General features: G+C 38.1%; 18 protein-coding genes. 10 read left to right on the forward strand and 8 right to left on the reverse strand.

Going from position 1 to position 16,185, the window contains the following annotated elements; all coding sequences use genetic code 11:
• Window positions 1–232: 232 nt before the first annotated feature.
• From P3U61_RS08970 to pruA, 3 genes are all read right to left on the reverse strand, one after another.
• A complete protein-coding gene (locus P3U61_RS08970) occupies window positions 233–1,477 on the reverse strand; it encodes a Glu/Leu/Phe/Val family dehydrogenase (RefSeq protein WP_014614403.1) in 1,245 nt (414 codons plus the stop codon).
• 107 nt (window positions 1,478–1,584) lie between these two features.
• Complete coding sequence (locus P3U61_RS08975) at window positions 1,585–2,784, reverse strand: ornithine--oxo-acid transaminase (RefSeq protein ID WP_096533207.1); 1,200 nt, start codon at window positions 2,782–2,784, stop codon at window positions 1,585–1,587.
• A gap of 175 nt (window positions 2,785–2,959) precedes the next feature.
• Window positions 2,960–4,504, reverse strand: coding sequence for an L-glutamate gamma-semialdehyde dehydrogenase (gene pruA / locus P3U61_RS08980; protein ID WP_014614405.1), 1,545 nt, complete (start codon window positions 4,502–4,504; stop codon window positions 2,960–2,962).
• 409 nt (window positions 4,505–4,913) lie between these two features.
• Between pruA and ygs the strand changes: the two genes are divergently transcribed.
• Window positions 4,914–5,303, forward strand: a complete 390-nt coding sequence (gene ygs / locus P3U61_RS08985; protein ID WP_014614406.1) for a S1 domain-containing post-transcriptional regulator Ygs — start codon at window positions 4,914–4,916, stop codon at window positions 5,301–5,303.
• Window positions 5,304–5,735: 432 nt separating this feature from the next.
• Here the strand turns inward: ygs and P3U61_RS08990 are convergent, their stop codons facing one another.
• Complete coding sequence (locus P3U61_RS08990; RefSeq protein WP_014614407.1) at window positions 5,736–5,981, reverse strand: hypothetical protein; 246 nt, start codon at window positions 5,979–5,981, stop codon at window positions 5,736–5,738.
• A gap of 633 nt (window positions 5,982–6,614) precedes the next feature.
• Between P3U61_RS08990 and P3U61_RS08995 the strand changes: the two genes are divergently transcribed.
• Complete coding sequence (locus P3U61_RS08995) at window positions 6,615–6,815, forward strand: cold-shock protein (protein ID WP_014614408.1); 201 nt, start codon at window positions 6,615–6,617, stop codon at window positions 6,813–6,815.
• Window positions 6,816–6,876: 61 nt separating this feature from the next.
• Here the strand turns inward: P3U61_RS08995 and P3U61_RS09000 are convergent, their stop codons facing one another.
• The 4 genes from P3U61_RS09000 to P3U61_RS09015 form a co-directional block, all read right to left on the reverse strand.
• Window positions 6,877–7,143, reverse strand: a complete 267-nt coding sequence (locus P3U61_RS09000) for an FmdB family zinc ribbon protein (protein ID WP_014614409.1) — start codon at window positions 7,141–7,143, stop codon at window positions 6,877–6,879.
• Window positions 7,143–8,333, reverse strand: coding sequence for a formamidase (fmdA, locus tag P3U61_RS09005; RefSeq protein WP_037543542.1), 1,191 nt, complete (start codon window positions 8,331–8,333; stop codon window positions 7,143–7,145). The genes P3U61_RS09000 and fmdA overlap by 1 nt, the downstream gene beginning before the upstream one ends.
• A 183-nt stretch (window positions 8,334–8,516) precedes the next feature.
• Complete coding sequence (locus tag P3U61_RS09010; protein ID WP_014614411.1) at window positions 8,517–8,777, reverse strand: DUF1871 family protein; 261 nt, start codon at window positions 8,775–8,777, stop codon at window positions 8,517–8,519.
• A 21-nt stretch (window positions 8,778–8,798) separates the two neighbouring features.
• The gene (locus P3U61_RS09015; protein WP_014614412.1) at window positions 8,799–9,392 is read right to left on the reverse strand and encodes a peptidylprolyl isomerase; all 594 of its coding nucleotides are present in this window, start codon (window positions 9,390–9,392) and stop codon (window positions 8,799–8,801) included.
• Window positions 9,393–9,465: 73 nt separating this feature from the next.
• Between P3U61_RS09015 and kapB the strand changes: the two genes are divergently transcribed.
• The 8 genes from kapB (at window position 9,466) to P3U61_RS09055 (ending at window position 15,743) form a co-directional block, all read left to right on the forward strand.
• Window positions 9,466–9,846 carry a sporulation phosphorelay system protein KapB gene (gene kapB / locus P3U61_RS09020; RefSeq protein WP_014614413.1) on the forward strand — a complete coding sequence of 127 codons (381 nt, stop codon included), beginning with the start codon at window positions 9,466–9,468 and terminating at the stop codon, window positions 9,844–9,846.
• 126 nt (window positions 9,847–9,972) lie between these two features.
• Window positions 9,973–12,390, forward strand: a complete 2,418-nt coding sequence (locus P3U61_RS09025; protein WP_014614414.1) for a Na+/H+ antiporter subunit A — start codon at window positions 9,973–9,975, stop codon at window positions 12,388–12,390.
• A complete protein-coding gene (locus P3U61_RS09030) occupies window positions 12,353–12,799 on the forward strand; it encodes a Na(+)/H(+) antiporter subunit B (RefSeq protein ID WP_014614415.1) in 447 nt (148 codons plus the stop codon). The genes P3U61_RS09025 and P3U61_RS09030 overlap by 38 nt, the downstream gene beginning before the upstream one ends.
• Window positions 12,799–13,146 carry a Na+/H+ antiporter Mnh1 subunit C gene (mnhC1, locus tag P3U61_RS09035; RefSeq protein ID WP_014614416.1) on the forward strand — a complete coding sequence of 116 codons (348 nt, stop codon included), beginning with the start codon at window positions 12,799–12,801 and terminating at the stop codon, window positions 13,144–13,146. The genes P3U61_RS09030 and mnhC1 overlap by 1 nt, the downstream gene beginning before the upstream one ends.
• The gene (locus P3U61_RS09040; RefSeq protein WP_014614417.1) at window positions 13,136–14,635 is read left to right on the forward strand and encodes a Na+/H+ antiporter subunit D; all 1,500 of its coding nucleotides are present in this window, start codon (window positions 13,136–13,138) and stop codon (window positions 14,633–14,635) included. The genes mnhC1 and P3U61_RS09040 overlap by 11 nt, the downstream gene beginning before the upstream one ends.
• A gap of 1 nt (window position 14,636) precedes the next feature.
• Entirely contained in the window at window positions 14,637–15,116 is a 480-nt protein-coding gene (locus P3U61_RS09045; protein WP_014614418.1) for a Na+/H+ antiporter subunit E, read from the forward strand.
• A complete protein-coding gene (locus tag P3U61_RS09050; protein ID WP_014614419.1) occupies window positions 15,116–15,409 on the forward strand; it encodes a Na(+)/H(+) antiporter subunit F1 in 294 nt (97 codons plus the stop codon). The genes P3U61_RS09045 and P3U61_RS09050 overlap by 1 nt, the downstream gene beginning before the upstream one ends.
• Window positions 15,387–15,743, forward strand: coding sequence for a Na+/H+ antiporter subunit G1 (locus P3U61_RS09055; RefSeq protein WP_014614420.1), 357 nt, complete (start codon window positions 15,387–15,389; stop codon window positions 15,741–15,743). Before P3U61_RS09050 ends, P3U61_RS09055 begins: the two co-directional genes overlap by 23 nt.
• Window positions 15,744–16,185: the final 442 nt, after the last annotated feature.

Genomic DNA, 16,185 nt, shown 5'->3' on the forward strand with positions numbered 1-16,185 from the left:
GTAAATCACGGCGATCAAGATGAACAATGCTGCAATCAATCATTCGTGATCCATCGCAAAAGCAATGCCCACTACTGAAAAAATAGTTGCAATAATAAGTGTGAACGTACTTCTATCCATTGTTGTGCACTCCTCGATATTTTACCTAAATGCTAGTTTTCAATGTATTTCAATGTAATTAAAAAAGCAGAAACGCACACATAGCGTCTCTGCTTATTCATCTCTTTTTCTCTTATGCCCATCCGCGGTAACGTGCCGCTTCTGCTGTACGTTTAATGCCGACAATGTAGGCTGCTAAACGCATGTCAATTTTGCGATTTTCAGATAAAGTATAAATCGTGTCGAACGCATTCACTAATTTTTCGCGTAACTTTTCATTGACTTCATCTTCTGTCCAATAATAACCTGTATTATTTTGTACCCATTCAAAGTATGAAACTGTTACACCACCAGCACTTGCAAGCACGTCTGGCACTAATAAAATACCACGTTCAGTTAAAATTTTTGTTGCTTCAGGCGTTGTTGGTCCGTTAGCTGCTTCTACAACAATTTCAGCTTTAATGTCTGCTGCGTTGTCTGCAGTAATTTGGTTCGCAATGGCTGCTGGGACTAAAATATCACAATCTAATTCAAATAGCTCTTTGTTTGAAATCGTATCTTCAAATAAGTTTGTCACCGTACCAAAACTGTCACGGCGATCTAATAAGTAGTCGATATCCAATCCTTCTGGGTCATGAAGTGCACCGTAAGCATCTGAAATACCTACAATTTTCGCACCTTTATCGTACAAAAATTTCGCTAAGAAGCTACCTGCATTACCGAAACCTTGAATGACAATACGTGAACCTTCAATGGATTTACCACGACGTTTTGCAGCTTCTTCAATGGCGATAACGACACCTAATGCTGTTGAGCGGTCACGTCCTTGTGAACCTCCTAATACGATAGGTTTACCTGTAATAAAGCCTGGAGAGTTAAATTCGTCCATTTGGCTATATTCATCCATCATCCATGCCATAATTTGAGAGTTTGTAAATACGTCTGGCGCTGGAATGTCTTTTGTCGGTCCAACAATTTGTGAAATCGCACGCACATAACCACGAGATAAACGCTCAACCTCATGAATACTCATTTGACGTGGGTCACAAACGATCCCCCCTTTACCACCACCGTATGGTAAGTCGACAATACCGCATTTTAATGTCATCCACATTGACAATGCTTTTACTTCTTCCTCATCAACATCTGGGTGGAAACGTACCCCACCTTTAGTTGGTCCCACTGCATCGTTATGTTGTGCACGGTAACCTGTAAATGTTTTTACTGTACCATCGTCCATTTTTACTGGAATACGTACTGTCAAAAATCTTAAAGGTTCTTTGATAAGTTCATACATGCCATCATCAAAGCCTAATTTATGCATTGCTTCCTTAATGATGCCTTGCGTTGACGTCACTAAATTATTTTTTTCAGCCATGATCCATTTCGCCTCTTTTTCCTACTATTGTTTTCGCTTACATTCGTATTGTAACATAAGCATTTTTATTTTAAAGTGCTTTCCGCTCAAATTAAACGTTTAACTTTTTACCCCTGTGCGAACACCTTTTTCACTTTTTCAATCGCAAAATCTAACTCTTCTTTTGTGATGACTAATGGGGGTGCAAATCGAATGACTGTATCGTGTGTTTCTTTACATAAAAGTCCTTCATCTTTAAGTCGTTCACAATAAGGACGTGCATCTTCATGCAATTCCACACCGATAAAGAGACCACGACCACGTACTTCTTTAATCGCCGGGTGATCAATTTCAAGTAATGCATTTTTGAAATATTCACCGAGTTCAAGTGAGCGCCCTGGTAAGTCTTCATCAACAATCACCTCGAGTGCAGCTAGTGAAGCGGCACATGCTAACGGATTCCCTCCGAAAGTCGAACCATGTGAACCTGGTGTAAAGACATCCAGTACTTCTTTATCCGCAAGTACAACTGAGATAGGTAATACACCGCCTCCGAGTGCTTTACCTAAAATATAAACATCTGGTTTCACACCATCCCAGTCTGTCGCGAATAACTTACCAGTACGACCTAAACCAGCTTGAATTTCGTCTGCAATGAATAATACGTTATGTTCGTCACACAGTTCACGCACTGCTTTTAAATAGCCTTCTGGTGGAATGTTAATCCCTGCTTCACCTTGAATCGGCTCAATCAGCACAGCAGCAGTATTTTCATTAATGGCGGCTTTTAAACTATCAATGTTACCAAACTCAACATTTTGAAAACCTTCTAGCAGTGGACCATAACCACGTTGATATTCTTTTTCTGATGAAAGTGATACTGGTGCCATTGTTCGTCCGTGGAAGTTACCGACCATCGCAATAATTTCAGCTTCGTTTGGTTTTATACCTTTTACTTCATACGCCCAACGACGCGCAGCTTTTAATGCTGTTTCTACCGCTTCTGCACCTGTATTCATCGGTAAGGCTTTCTCTTTACCTGATAATTTGCAGATTTTTTCATACCATTCGCCTAAATTGTCACTATGGAAAGCACGTGAAACAAGTGTCACGCGATCCGCTTGTTCTTTAACAGCTTGAATGATTTTAGGGTGACGATGCCCTTGATTGACTGCTGAATATGCAGCCAACATGTCCATGTAACGATTGCCTTCTGGGTCTTTCACCCATACCCCTTCAGCTTCGGCAATCACGATTGGAAGCGGTAAGTAGTTGTGCGCTCCATAATGATTCGTTTTTTCAATGATTTCTTCAGATTTTGTTACCATGCAATCTCCTCCTTAAATACAATACGTACATCTCTTCACATGAAAGTGTAGGGCAAATCGATTATTCGCATCACTCAACACCTGTCATTCAAGTAGTGAACGATACTTACAAATGATTTACCCTACATCAGTACAATACATTATGTCCTGTACATTTGTGTTATTTAATTCATCATTATAGATGTTCTGATACTGAACGACCTTGCATGTGTAATACTAAGTAGTCTGGTCCGCCTGCTTTTGAGTCTGTACCTGACATTTTGAAGCCACCAAATGGTTGGTAACCGACAACTGCACCTGTACAGCCACGGTTAAAGTAAAGGTTGCCGACCATAAAGTCACGACGCGCTTGTTCTAACTTCATACGGTTGTTTGAAATCACGGCACCTGTTAAACCGTATTCTGTATCATTTGCGACATCAATTGCTTCATCAAAGTCTTTAACTTTAGTGAAACCGACAACTGGTCCGAAAATTTCTTCTTGCATCACGCGTGAATTTGGATCTAAATCAGCAAAGATAGTTGGATAGACAAAGTTACCGACTGCTTCATCTGTATTACCACCTGTTACAAGACGGCCTTCACCTTTACCAATTTCGATGTAGTTTTTAATTTTGTCTAAAGATTTTTGGTCAATGACTGGTCCGACATACGTATCTGGCTCTGCAGCATTACCTACTTTAATTTTTTCAGTTGCTTCTTTAACGCGCTCTAACAATTCATCATAAATGTCTTGATGCGCGATAACACGTGAACATGCTGAACATTTTTGGCCAGAGAAACCGAACGCTGAGTAGACAATAGCATCTGTCGCAACTTGTAAATCCGCTTCGTTGTCGACGATAATCGCATCCTTACCACCCATTTCAGCAATGACACGTTTAATATGATTTTGACCTTCTTGAATGACAGATGCTTTTTGGATAATTTCTTTACCGACTTTTTTAGAACCTGTAAATGAAATGAGGCCCACATCTTTGTTTTCAATTAAGAAGTCACCAATTTCACTTGAAGAACCAGGAATCCAGTTCACAACCCCTTTTGGTAAACCAGCTTCTTCTAAAACTTCCATAAATTTATAAGAAATAATTGGTGTATTAGAAGATGGTTTTAATAATACTGTGTTTCCTGTTACAAGTGGTGCTGACGTTGTACCCGCCATAATCGCATAGGCAAAGTTCCATGGAGAAATAACAACACTGACACCTACAGGTAAGTAGTCAAACTGATTGTATTCACCAGGACGACTGTTTACATGTTTACCGTCTTTAAGTTCAAGCATTTGACGACCATAATATTCCATAAAGTCAATCGCTTCTGCTGTATCTGCATCTGCCTCTTTCCAAGGTTTACCACCTTCTTTTGAAAGTAATGCAGAGAATTCATGCTTACGTTTACGTGTAATTTCAGCAGCTCTGAATAAAATATTTGCGCGTACTTTTGGATCTACTTTTCTCCAAGATTTAAACGCTTCTTTCGCTGCATCTAACGCTTGTTGTGCATGTTCTTTCGTTGCTTTTGAAACATACCCGATTGTTTCTTCGCGATTTGAAGGATTGTAAACACGTGTTTTATCTTCAGTGAATACGCGCTCTCCACCAATAATGAGTGGATAATCTTTCCCGAGTTCACCTTCAACTTTTTCTAATGCACGAAAATAAGCCTCGCGATTTTCCTCTTTCGTAAAATCTGTAAATGGTTCGTGTTGATATGGAATCATTTAAAAATCCTCCTTTGTTTATAATAAGAAAACCCTTACATCTATCATGACATATTTATGACATATTTGTAAAAGAAAACACTATTTGTATCAACCTAAAAACCGTTCGTGTCACATGCCATGAGGTACTCACATGCTCGAATCATTTTGAGTCAATCGATATTGATTAAGCGCTTTCATTTATAAGCCATTATAGCCTTTTTAACCTTGTTTTTGCAATAGTCTTTCTCTAGCAAACTAATCACTTTTCACGATACTTTTATAACATAAATCCGTAACAATCCAGTGCCCTTCATATACAATTCTTCGTGAGCGTTAAAAAATCAATTTCGAATTACGAATGGTTAGGAGTTTCTTCAAAGATGTGCTATGATAAAAATGTTAAAAACTAATCGATAAGGGGTTATGAATGTTGAAAAGACAGTATCGTGTTGGGCAACATGTCAAAGTACGCGTGACTGGTATTCAACCCTACGGCGCTTTCGTCGAGACCCCTGACAGTACTGAAGGACTCATTCATATATCCGAAATCATGGATGATTATGTACATAATTTAAAGAAGCTTTTGTCACCAGGTCAAACTGTAAAAGCTAAAATCATCTCGATTGATCACAACGGAAAATTAAATTTATCTCTGAAGGATAATGATTATTTTAAAAATTATGAGCGTAAGAAAGGTAAATATTCAGTATTGGATGAAATTCAGGAAACTGAGAAATATGGGTTTCGAACATTAGAGGAACGTTTGCCATATTGGGTGAAACAGTCCAAAAAGAAGATGAAATATGAGTCTAAATAACGCTTGAGGTCAATGTACAGTTTGTGCATTGGCTTTTTTATTTGGCTTTTTTTGGGAGTTGTGCGGTTTGAGTTCTTTGGGGTTACATATACAGCGCGGTGACAGTAGCAAGATAGCTAGAGCTGAGTCCTTATTATTAATAGTAAAAATTGACATGGATGGATATTTTCCTCGATTCATTAATAGACCACTCAGTCGGTTGTTACTTTTTAGTTGTCCATCTCGTTTTATCTCAACACGAGAGCAATTCTCTGCTATCTCTAAAAAAACAGTGGAAAACATTGTGATGACGAATGAGTAGCACATTTTGTTTTAATTTCATCACTCTATTATGTGATTTACCCCCCATTTTACCGAAAGATCAACTATAAAAAAAGGTACTCAAAATTCATGTTTTGTGAACTTTAAGTCCCTTTACTGATTTTTATAAAGTTACTGTACTTTAATATTTTTTCTATTTTTCGAATGAATCACCAAACCAACGACAATGAAATCAATGAGGGCTAAAACTAAGTACAATACAACCATACTCGATATCGTCGGATGATATAGGATAGCAATGATGAAATACAATAGACTCATAGCTATGAACGATTTTCCCGTTATTTGATTCACATCATTTCTATTTTTAAAAATGAGTAACAGTGGATTATTCCAAAACGTGCTGTTAAATTTCATAAAGAGAACACCTGTGACAAAAATAAATAGTGATAATAAGATTCCCATTAAAATGTTCATTTGTTTCATTCCCTTACAATTAATGTAAAATGATTTTTAAATGCATGATCCCCTGCGCATTCGAATCAACTCAATCAGTAAGTCTGTAAAATTCAAAGTACCCGCTTTGGCTAGCCACCTTATGCGATACTCAAATAAATTTAAAAATATTCCGACATTTATTAAGGAACGCATCCCTCACAAAAATCTCTCTCTATCTTTATTTTAAATATACTGCGCAAAAACTCCATTGTCCATATCGTTATTGTGCACTTGCTCTTTTTATCATTCTGTTTTATTTTCACGACCAGCCACAATCAAAAACATGAAAATCCGCTGACAAAAGTTCTTAATTCCATCTTTTTTTAAATTTTTTCGTGCTTACGTGCGCCCGACTTCAAAGGTGTTTTATGTTGCTATTTTCAAGAAATGAAAAATAATAATGCTTTACTTTATGCAAACAAAAGCGTATAGTTAGGTTATCGTAATAAAAGAACTTGAATTTAAATGTAGTGTATTTGTTTAGAATATCCTCTTTTTTAATCAATGAATTTATTGCAAATATTTGTGCAAAAGCACGTGGAGGTATTCTATATGAATAACGGTACAGTAAAATGGTTTAACGCAGAAAAAGGTTTTGGATTTATTGAAAGAGAAAACGGCGACGATGTATTTGTACATTTCTCAGCAATCGTTGGAGATGGCTACAAATCTTTAGAAGAAGGTCAAAATGTTGACTTTGATATCGTTGAAGGCGAACGTGGTGCACAAGCAGCAAACGTTGTTAAAATGTAATCTAAATCATTTAATATAGAAGAGACGAGGCGTGATGCCCCGTCTCTTTTTTTACGTTCTTTTAATGACCTGCCATCCATGGTCGTGTCACTTGTGGTGCTCGCGGTGGCTTTTTAGGCAAGGCTTCTCTTTTAACAAGACGTGGCTGCTGGCCTTTTTCGATACGTTGTTTAACACGATGATCCATTTTGTACGTTTGAAATGGGAGAAATTCACGTTTAGCGATTTGATGACACGATGGACACGGTACAGTTTCATGTTGCTCTGAAATGTTTTGCCGAATTGTAAATGTACCACAGTTCCTACACGTATAAGAGTAATTTGGCATTAGAACGCATCCTTCTCTGGTATTACGCCTGGTTTAAAGATTTCTCGTGGTATGGCGATTGTACAACATGCGTTCGGAACGTCAACAATGCCTGCAACAGTCCCTTGCACAGGTGCTGATCCGAGTAACATGTAGGCTTGCTCACCAGTAAAGCCCCGTGTTTTTAAAAATTCGATTGCATTTAAACATGCATTGCGATAGGCTGTATTAGCATCTAAATAGGTTTGCTTCCCCGAAAATTCATTGACCGAAATGCCTTCAAACACAATATAGTCTGAGTAGTTTGGCAATACTGGACTTGGGTTAAACGCTGGATTTTTCTTAATTTGATACTTTTCCATGCCTTCCTTAATCACGTTCACTCTCAAATCAATCCATCCAGGCATTTCGATACCGCCACAAAAAGTAATTTCACCGTCTCCTTGTGAAAAATGTAAGTCACCTACTGATAATTTTGCACCTTCAACATATACTGGAAAATAAATTCGCGAACCTTTGGATAAGTTTTTAATATCACAATTCCCACCATTTTCGCGTGGAGGTACGGTACGCGCACCTTCTTTAGCGACACGATCAAAGTTCTTTCCTTTTAAAGTGCCAAGTACGACCGCATCTTCAGTCGGTAAGTTCGCGAGCGGTGGCACATGATTCGGATCAGTATCTACAAGTGCGCGTTCTCTTCTATTCCACTCTACTAACATGTCCTGAGACGGTGCAACACCAATTAAACCCGGATGAATAACACCTACAAACTCAACACCGGGTACGTGTCGACTTGATGCAAAAATACCATGAAAGTCCCAAATCGATTTCTGTGCATTCGGATAATGATCGACTAAAAAACTTCCCCCATTTGTCTTGTCAAAAATACCGTTAAAGCCCCATTCATGTTCTGGAAAGGCACCGACATCTAAAATATCAACGACTAATAAATCGCCGGGTTCGACACCATTCACATACACTGGACCACTTAACACATGAACACGATTGAGATTCACATATTTAATGTCACTCGGATCATCATTGTTTGAAATTTGCCCGTCTGTCCAGTCCAAACATTCCATACGAAACGTTTCTCCTGGCTCGACTGAAAATGCTGCTGGAATATCTGGATGCCAACGATTGTGTCCTGGATGTGCTTGTTCGTCCATTTTCTTATTTAAATCAATACTAAATAACTTTTTCGACATGACAATTCCCCCTATTGTTTGGATATGACAGAATCTTCCATCACTTAAGATTCTTTTACCCACAAAACGAAAAAGTACACTATTTTTACAATTAAATTCCAATAAAATAGACTGTAGCACTTGATAGACTAAAAGAAAAAGCCGATAAAAATCACTCTCGATCTTTACCGACTTCACTATTCATTAAGAAATATTGCATTCCGTTTGCATGTTGACCGCTTCTGTCGCTTTCACCAAACAAACATCATACGATAACGTTTCGTCAAAGGAAAATTGATAAATCTGTTGAAACGCTTGTGCAACGGCTTCTGCCTCGCCTATTTGATGTACTGCATCCATCATTTCGTAAACTTCTGCGTCTCCCATTGTTGGGTCATCAAATTGCATAGGATTCCAATCCGCTAAATATTGATACAATCGAATATTCAAATCATTATTTGCCACGTGATGACCTCCATTCATTGATTATTCTTCAATGTCAATCGATTCAATGACAACATCGTACATTGGTTTGTCTTGTGCACCGACTTTAACACTTGCGATATCTTCTAAAGTATCTTCACCTTCAATCAATTGACCGAATACTGTGTGTTTTTGATCTAACCAAGGTGTACCGCCCTTTTCTTTGTATGCTTCGGCGATTTCTTTTGGCCAGCCGCCATCAACAAGTTGGTCTACCATTTGTGCAGGCACTTCTTTCATTTGAACGATGAAAAATTGTGAACCATTCGTACCTGGACCTGCATTGGCCATTGATAACGCACCGTATAAGTTAAACGCGTTCATTGAAAATTCATCTTCAAATGGGCCACCGTAAATACTTTCGCCACCCATACCAGTACCAGTCGGGTCGCCACCTTGAATCATAAAGTCATTGATGACACGGTGGAACGTGATCCCATCGTAGTAACCTTTTTTAGAAAGCTCAACAAAGTTTTGAACTGTTTTAGGTGCAATCTCAGGGAATAACTTTAATGTCATGTCCCCTTTATTCGTATGCATGATGACTTTAATTTCATTTTCTTGAATTTCTTTCGTTAATTGTGGATAGTTAGTCATTTTTTAATACTCCATTCGTGATAAACTGTTGTATATAACTATTTTAACATATTTGAGAGAGGATGGTATTGACATGCTTTATCGATTTGCACATAAAACTGGTGTCTATGCTGTAGAGGTCGTAGAAGAAAACGGGGATCAGGTATTAGTCAAAGTGCTACAAGTGATTAAACACCCGAAACAAGGCGACCTCCACAATCCAAATGAAGTTGAAGGAGTCTTTTTCCATGAACGAAAAGCGTTAAGTCTCTATGAAAAAAGATTTACGTCTCCAAGTCGCTTAAAACCTTTTGAAGGTGACATTGAAGAGTATACAGTGACTCTGCAACGTGCGATTACTACACTCGAACATCAATTACAAGAAATGGATACCCCTTTTGCGCATGCATCCTTAAATTGTTTGGCGCAACTTAAAGAAGATTATGCACGCCAATATAAAACAAATTTTTCATAATATTGACGTGTTTCTTCTTATTTAAAAGTGATTGAAATCTAGACGCATCTATGTATAACCATGTTTTTCAGACGTTTCACAATCATGTATAATAGATTTATCGTAGTTTTTAAAGGAGGGCAATTTATGAGTTGGTTACATATGGCGGTACTGTTGCCGTTAATATTCGCAATACTCATTCCGATATTGTATCGCTACTACAAACGCATCCATCTCGGTTGGTTTGTTTTACCGATACCGGTCGTATTGTTTGCTTATTTTTTATCTTATATTAAACCAACAATGTCCGGGCAATTTACAGAACAGTCTGCTGCTTGGATGCCACAAATTGGGATGAACTTTGACGTTTATGTCGATGGTCTAGGCTTACTTTTTAGTTTACTGATTACTGGCATTGGGAGTCTTGTTGTACTATATTCAATTAGTTATTTAAGCCAATCAGAACAACTCGGCCATTTTTATTGTTACTTGTTAATGTTTATGAGTGCGATGCTCGGCGTCGTCCTCTCTGATAATTTACTCGTCCTTTATTTCTTCTGGGAGTTAACATCATTTTCAAGTTTCTTATTGATTTCTTTTTGGCGACACAAAGACAAGTCACTGTATGGTGCGATGAAGTCGATGATGATTACCGTTTTTGGTGGTTTATCACTACTCGGTGGTTTCATTTTACTTTACCTCGCTTCAGGCACATGGCGTATTCGTGACATTATCGATAACGTTGATCAGATTCAAACGTCACCGATTTTTCTACTCGCCATGATTTTTGTGATTATTGGTGCAATGACAAAATCTGCACAATTTCCATTTTACATTTGGTTACCCGATGCGATGGAAGCACCGACACCAGTCAGTGCATATCTTCATTCTGCAACAATGGTTAAAGCAGGTATCTATCTTATTGCCCGTTTAACACCGATTTTTGCAGTGTCACAAGGATGGATTTGGGCTGTAACCGCATTTGGTCTCGTGACACTTTTCTGGGGATCGCTTAATGCGACGAAACAACAAGATCTTAAAGGGATTTTAGCATTTTCAACTGTCTCTCAACTCGGGATGATTATGTCGATGCTCGGTATTGGTGCAGTGAGCTATCATTTCCAAGGCGATGAAAGTCAATTATACCTAGCCGCATACAGTGCAGCGATTTTCCATCTTATCAACCACGCAACATTTAAAGGGGCACTGTTTATGATTACAGGTGCCGTGGACCATGCGACGGGAACGCGTGATACTCGTAAACTCGGTGGCTTAATGACGATCATGCCGATTTCATTCACTTTATCTATCATTACGTCATTAAGTATGGCGGGGGTGCCCCCATTTAACGGTTTCTTATCTAAGGAAGCCTTTATCGAATCTATGATAGAAGTAACACACGCCTCTGTTTTTAGTTTAAACACAGTCGGCTTGTTAATCCCTATCGTCGCGATTGTCGGAAGTATTTTCACATTTGTATATTCGTTTAAATTTATTGTGGAAATTTTCTTAGGTGATCACAAACCTGATGTACTTCCGAACAAAGCACATGAAGCTTCAATACTGATGAATATTTCACCAGCGATTTTAGCCGGTTTAGTCATTTTGATCGGATTATTCCCTAGTATTGTCTCTGCACCACTCGTTGAACCTGCAGTTAAATCCATTGCGAACACCAATGAAGTGAGTGCGTCATTCCATTTATGGCACGGCTTCACACCAGCACTTATCGCAACTTTAGTCATTTATGTTGTCGGTGCTGTACTCATATTGACGGCCAAACGTTGGGTACCAATACTAAGAGGTATTCCAAACGCATTGACCTTAAATCATTGGTATAACCAAACAGGACGTTACACGCCGTACTACGCGACACAAATTACGCGTACTTATATGACAGGTTTCAATCGCAACAATTTAGTCATTATCTTTTTCATGATGATTGTCCTTACTTTTGTGACACTGATTTTCGTACCTTTCACAGTTGACTTTATGAAAGTTTCGCCTATCAGACTTTATGAATTTGTATCAGTAATTACGATTACGATTGCGGCGATTATGATTATTTTTGCGCGTTCACGATTGTTCAGCATTATCATGTTAAGTGCTGTCGGATACTCTATGGCGATTTTCTTTATTTTCTTTAATGCGCCTGACCTTGCCTTAACTCAATTCGTCGTAGAAACGATTTCAACGGCATTGTTCTTACTTTGTTTCTATCACTTGCCTAATATGAGTCGTTACAACGAATCTGTACGCTATCGTGTCGTTAATATGATCATTTCTATTGGGGTCGGTGCAGTGGTGATTGTGTTAGGTTTAATCGCATACGGCAACCGCCACTTCGAATCTATTAGTGAATTCTACAAAGCACATGTGTATGACTTAGCTGAAGGTAAAAACATGGTGAACGTGATACTTGTCGACTTCCGTGGTACCGATACATTGTTCGAATCATCTGTACTCGGTATTGCAGGTATGGGCATTTACACATTAATTAAATTACGTGCGAAACATAAAAACGGTTATGAAAGGGTTGAGAAAGTTGAACAGACAGAAAAATGATTTAATTGCGCAGTATTCATCATTAATTATCTTTTTCTTAATTATGATGTTCGGCTTCTCACTTTTCTTAGCTGGACATTATACACCAGGGGGCGGCTTTATCGGTGGTTTACTCGTCTCAAGTGCACTCGTCATAATTGCAGTGGCATTTGACGTTAAAACATTGCGTAAAGTTTTCCCGTGGGATTTCAAAAAGTTAATTGCTGTAGGCTTAACGTTTTGTGTCGGTGCACCTATGCTTAGTTGGACATATGGTAAAAACTTCTTCACACATACGTCTGTGGATATTCCGTTGCCATTGTTACAACCGATGCATGTGCATACAGCTGTGATTTTCGATACCGGCGTCCTTTTTGTCGTTATCGGCACAGTGCTTACAATTATTCTAACGATTGGAGAGAATGAGTAATGGAAATTGTTTTAATCGTCGTTTGCGGCTTGTTAACTTCCATCAGTGTGTACCTCATTCTTTCTAAAAGTTTGATCAGAATTATTATCGGTACAACATTATTATCACACGCTGCAAACTTATTTATTTTAACAATGGGTGGACTTAAAAACGGGAACGTCCCTATTTATGAAAAAGGCGTTTCTGATTATGTAGATCCGATCCCACAAGCATTAATTTTAACAGCGATTGTTATTTCATTTGCGGTTACTGCCTTTTTCTTAGTACTCGCTTTCAGAAGTTATAAAGAATTAGGAACAGACAACGTAGAAAGAATGAAAGGAGTGCCACAAGAAGATGATGAATGAAAACTTAATCATTATGGTGTTAGTTGTCCCAATTATGACAGCGATTCTGTTAATTGTCAGTGGACTCCGACCTTTTATTAAACGTTACATCGCATTAACTGGAACGCTTGTCACGTTAGCATTTTCGATATGGAATTTAGTGAACGTATGGCAAAGCGGTCATCCGATTGTTTTAAGATTGGGGTCATGGGAGGCACCCTATAGTATCGTTTTCGTACTCGATTTATTTAGTGCCCTTCTCGTGACAACTAGCATTATTATTACGTTACTGATTATTTTATTTTCGTACCAGTCGATTGGGTTACATCGTGAAACATATTATTACTATTTCACAGTCATGATGATGCTCACAGGGATTAACGGTGCATTTATTACAGGCGATATCTTTAACTTATTCGTCTTTTTCGAAGTATTTTTAATGTCATCTTATAGCTTAATGGTGATTGGTGGCACTAAAATTCAACTTCAAGAAAGTGTTAAATACTTGTTAGTGAACGTCGTCTCTTCTGCCTTTTTCGTCATGGCGGTCGGTATTTTATACTCTATCGTCGGTACATTGAACTTGGCGGACATTAGTCTAAAATTAAATACCCTTTCTGAAGATCATCCAGGTTTACTCAGTGTCGCATTTATTTTATTCATCTTTGTATTTGCGACAAAAGCTGGGGTCTTCCCAATGTATGTCTGGTTACCAGGGGCTTACTATGCGCCACCATTTGCCATTATTGCGTTTTTCGGTGCCCTACTTACAAAAGTCGGCGTTTATGCGATTGCACGTGTCATGAGTTTATTCTTCCATGATACATTGACTTTCTCACACTACACGATTTTAGCACTCGCATTGTTAACCATTATTTTTGGTTCAGTCGGTGCAGTCGGTTTCCGTGATACGAAGCGTATTATTTTATACAACATTATGATTGCAATTGGCGTCATTTTAGTTGGTGTGGGCTTAATGAACGAATCAGGTATGGTCGGTGCTATTTACTACACCCTTCACGATATGTTAATTAAAGCCGCGCTATTTTTCCTGATTGGGATTATGTTTAAAATTACGAAAACAACGGACTTACGTAAATTTGGTGGTCTGATTCATCATTATCCATTATTAGGTTGGACATTTTTCATTGCGGCATTAAGTTTAGCTGGGATTCCGCCATTAAGTGGTTTTTATGGCAAACTTTACATCGTGCAAGCTGCATTTGAAGAAGGATTCTATGCGACAGGTATAATCGTACTGCTTTCAAGCCTAGTTGTACTTTATTCAGTTATCAACATCTTTTTACGTGGTTTCTTTGGTAAAAGTTACGGCTATGTGTACAACCCACGCTTACATCACCGCGGTTTATTAGCCGTGAGTGTTTTAGCAGTCGTTATTTCGGTGGTCTTTGGTCTGACAGCAGGACAACTGTATCCAATCGTTGCAGAAGCTGCGAAGTCATTCTATCAACCAGACACGTATATTCATAGCGTATTGGGGGTGCAGTAATATGGCAATACAAATCGTCATCAATTTATTTTTAGCGATATTTTGGCTGTTCGTCTCTGACAGTTATACGATGAACGCTTTCGTCTTAGGATATCTTTTCGCTTTATTACTTGTATTTTTAATGCGTAAACTATTACCTGGACGCTTTTACGTGATTACGCTATACAAAGTCATTAAACTCGTATTTGTCTTTTTACTCGAACTCATCAAAGCGAATATTGATGTATTGCGTATTATCCTTCAACCACGCATTAAAAATGAATCTGCTTTTTTCGTTTATGAAACAGACTTAGAGCACCCTTGGCAAGTCGCGTTATTATCAAATTTAATCACATTAACACCTGGTACTGTCGTCATCGGGGTTAATGATGATATGAAACGTTTATATATTCACTGTTTAAACTTCTCGACAAAAGAAGAAGAAGTTGCTGGAATTAAAGGCTCTCTTGAAAAAGCAGTGAGAGAGGTGGGCGAATCGTAATGAACTATGATATTTTCATCATTATTGCTTTAGTCATCGTCGTTTTATCGATTTTAGCAATGCTTGTCCGTGTGATTCTTGGTCCTACATTGCCAGATCGTGTCGTGGCATTAGATGCGATTGGCATTCAGTTAATGGCGGTCATCGGATTGTTCTCAATTATTTTAGGTACACATTATATGATTGTAGCGATTCTTTTAATTGGGATTTTAGCCTTTTTAGGTACAGCCGTGTTCGCCAAATTTATGGATAAAGGTCAGGTGATTGAACATGACAGAAACGATCACGATTAGTATCGGTTTGATTCTTGTTATCGTCGGTGCGTTATTTAGTGCCCTCGCAGCCATTGGAATGATACGTCTCGATGATGTCTACTCTCGTGCGCATGCTGCGGGTAAAGCTTCAACACTTGGCGCAATGTTGTTATTAACCGGGACATTTATTTATTTCATCGGTAAAGAAGGCTACGTCAACTTTCAATTAATTATCGGGATTGTCTTTGTATTTATTACAGGTCCTTTAGCAAGTCATCTCGTATTGAAAGCAGCGTATAACCTCAAAACACCCGCTTCTAAACGATTGAAGCTGGATGAAATTAAAGAAGACATGAAAGGTACAAAATTATAGAGATAGCGCATCTTGTCTAATCAATATAAAGAAACGGCTAGGAGTATTTGTGTCCTAGCCGTTTCTTTATATTGATTTTATATTTTGGAATGTTCTTTTGATTATTAAATCTTTATGATTACATAAATACAAATTTCGTTATAATATCATAGTAACATTTTCATATGAGGGGATAGAATACTCAAGCTTATTTTCACTTATTTGATTTTGAGGTTATTGCTCTTTTTAGTTTGCGTCTTCTTGCAATGATTCAGTACAACCGCAGTACAAGTTCCTATTGACTTTTTAGTTTTACTACTCTTACGTAATGTTGTGGTATCTTTGTTCAAAAAGAGAAAACGTGAGAAGGATGAGGCATAAAAACTTTGATTATTATTATTTTCTTTTATCATAGGAAAAGGGGATGGCGCATTAAGGTTTCCCAGTTTCTACCCTTTCATGA

The sequence above is a fragment of the Staphylococcus pseudintermedius genome, assembly GCF_034042775.1.
GTDB lineage: Bacteria > Bacillota > Bacilli > Staphylococcales > Staphylococcaceae > Staphylococcus > Staphylococcus pseudintermedius.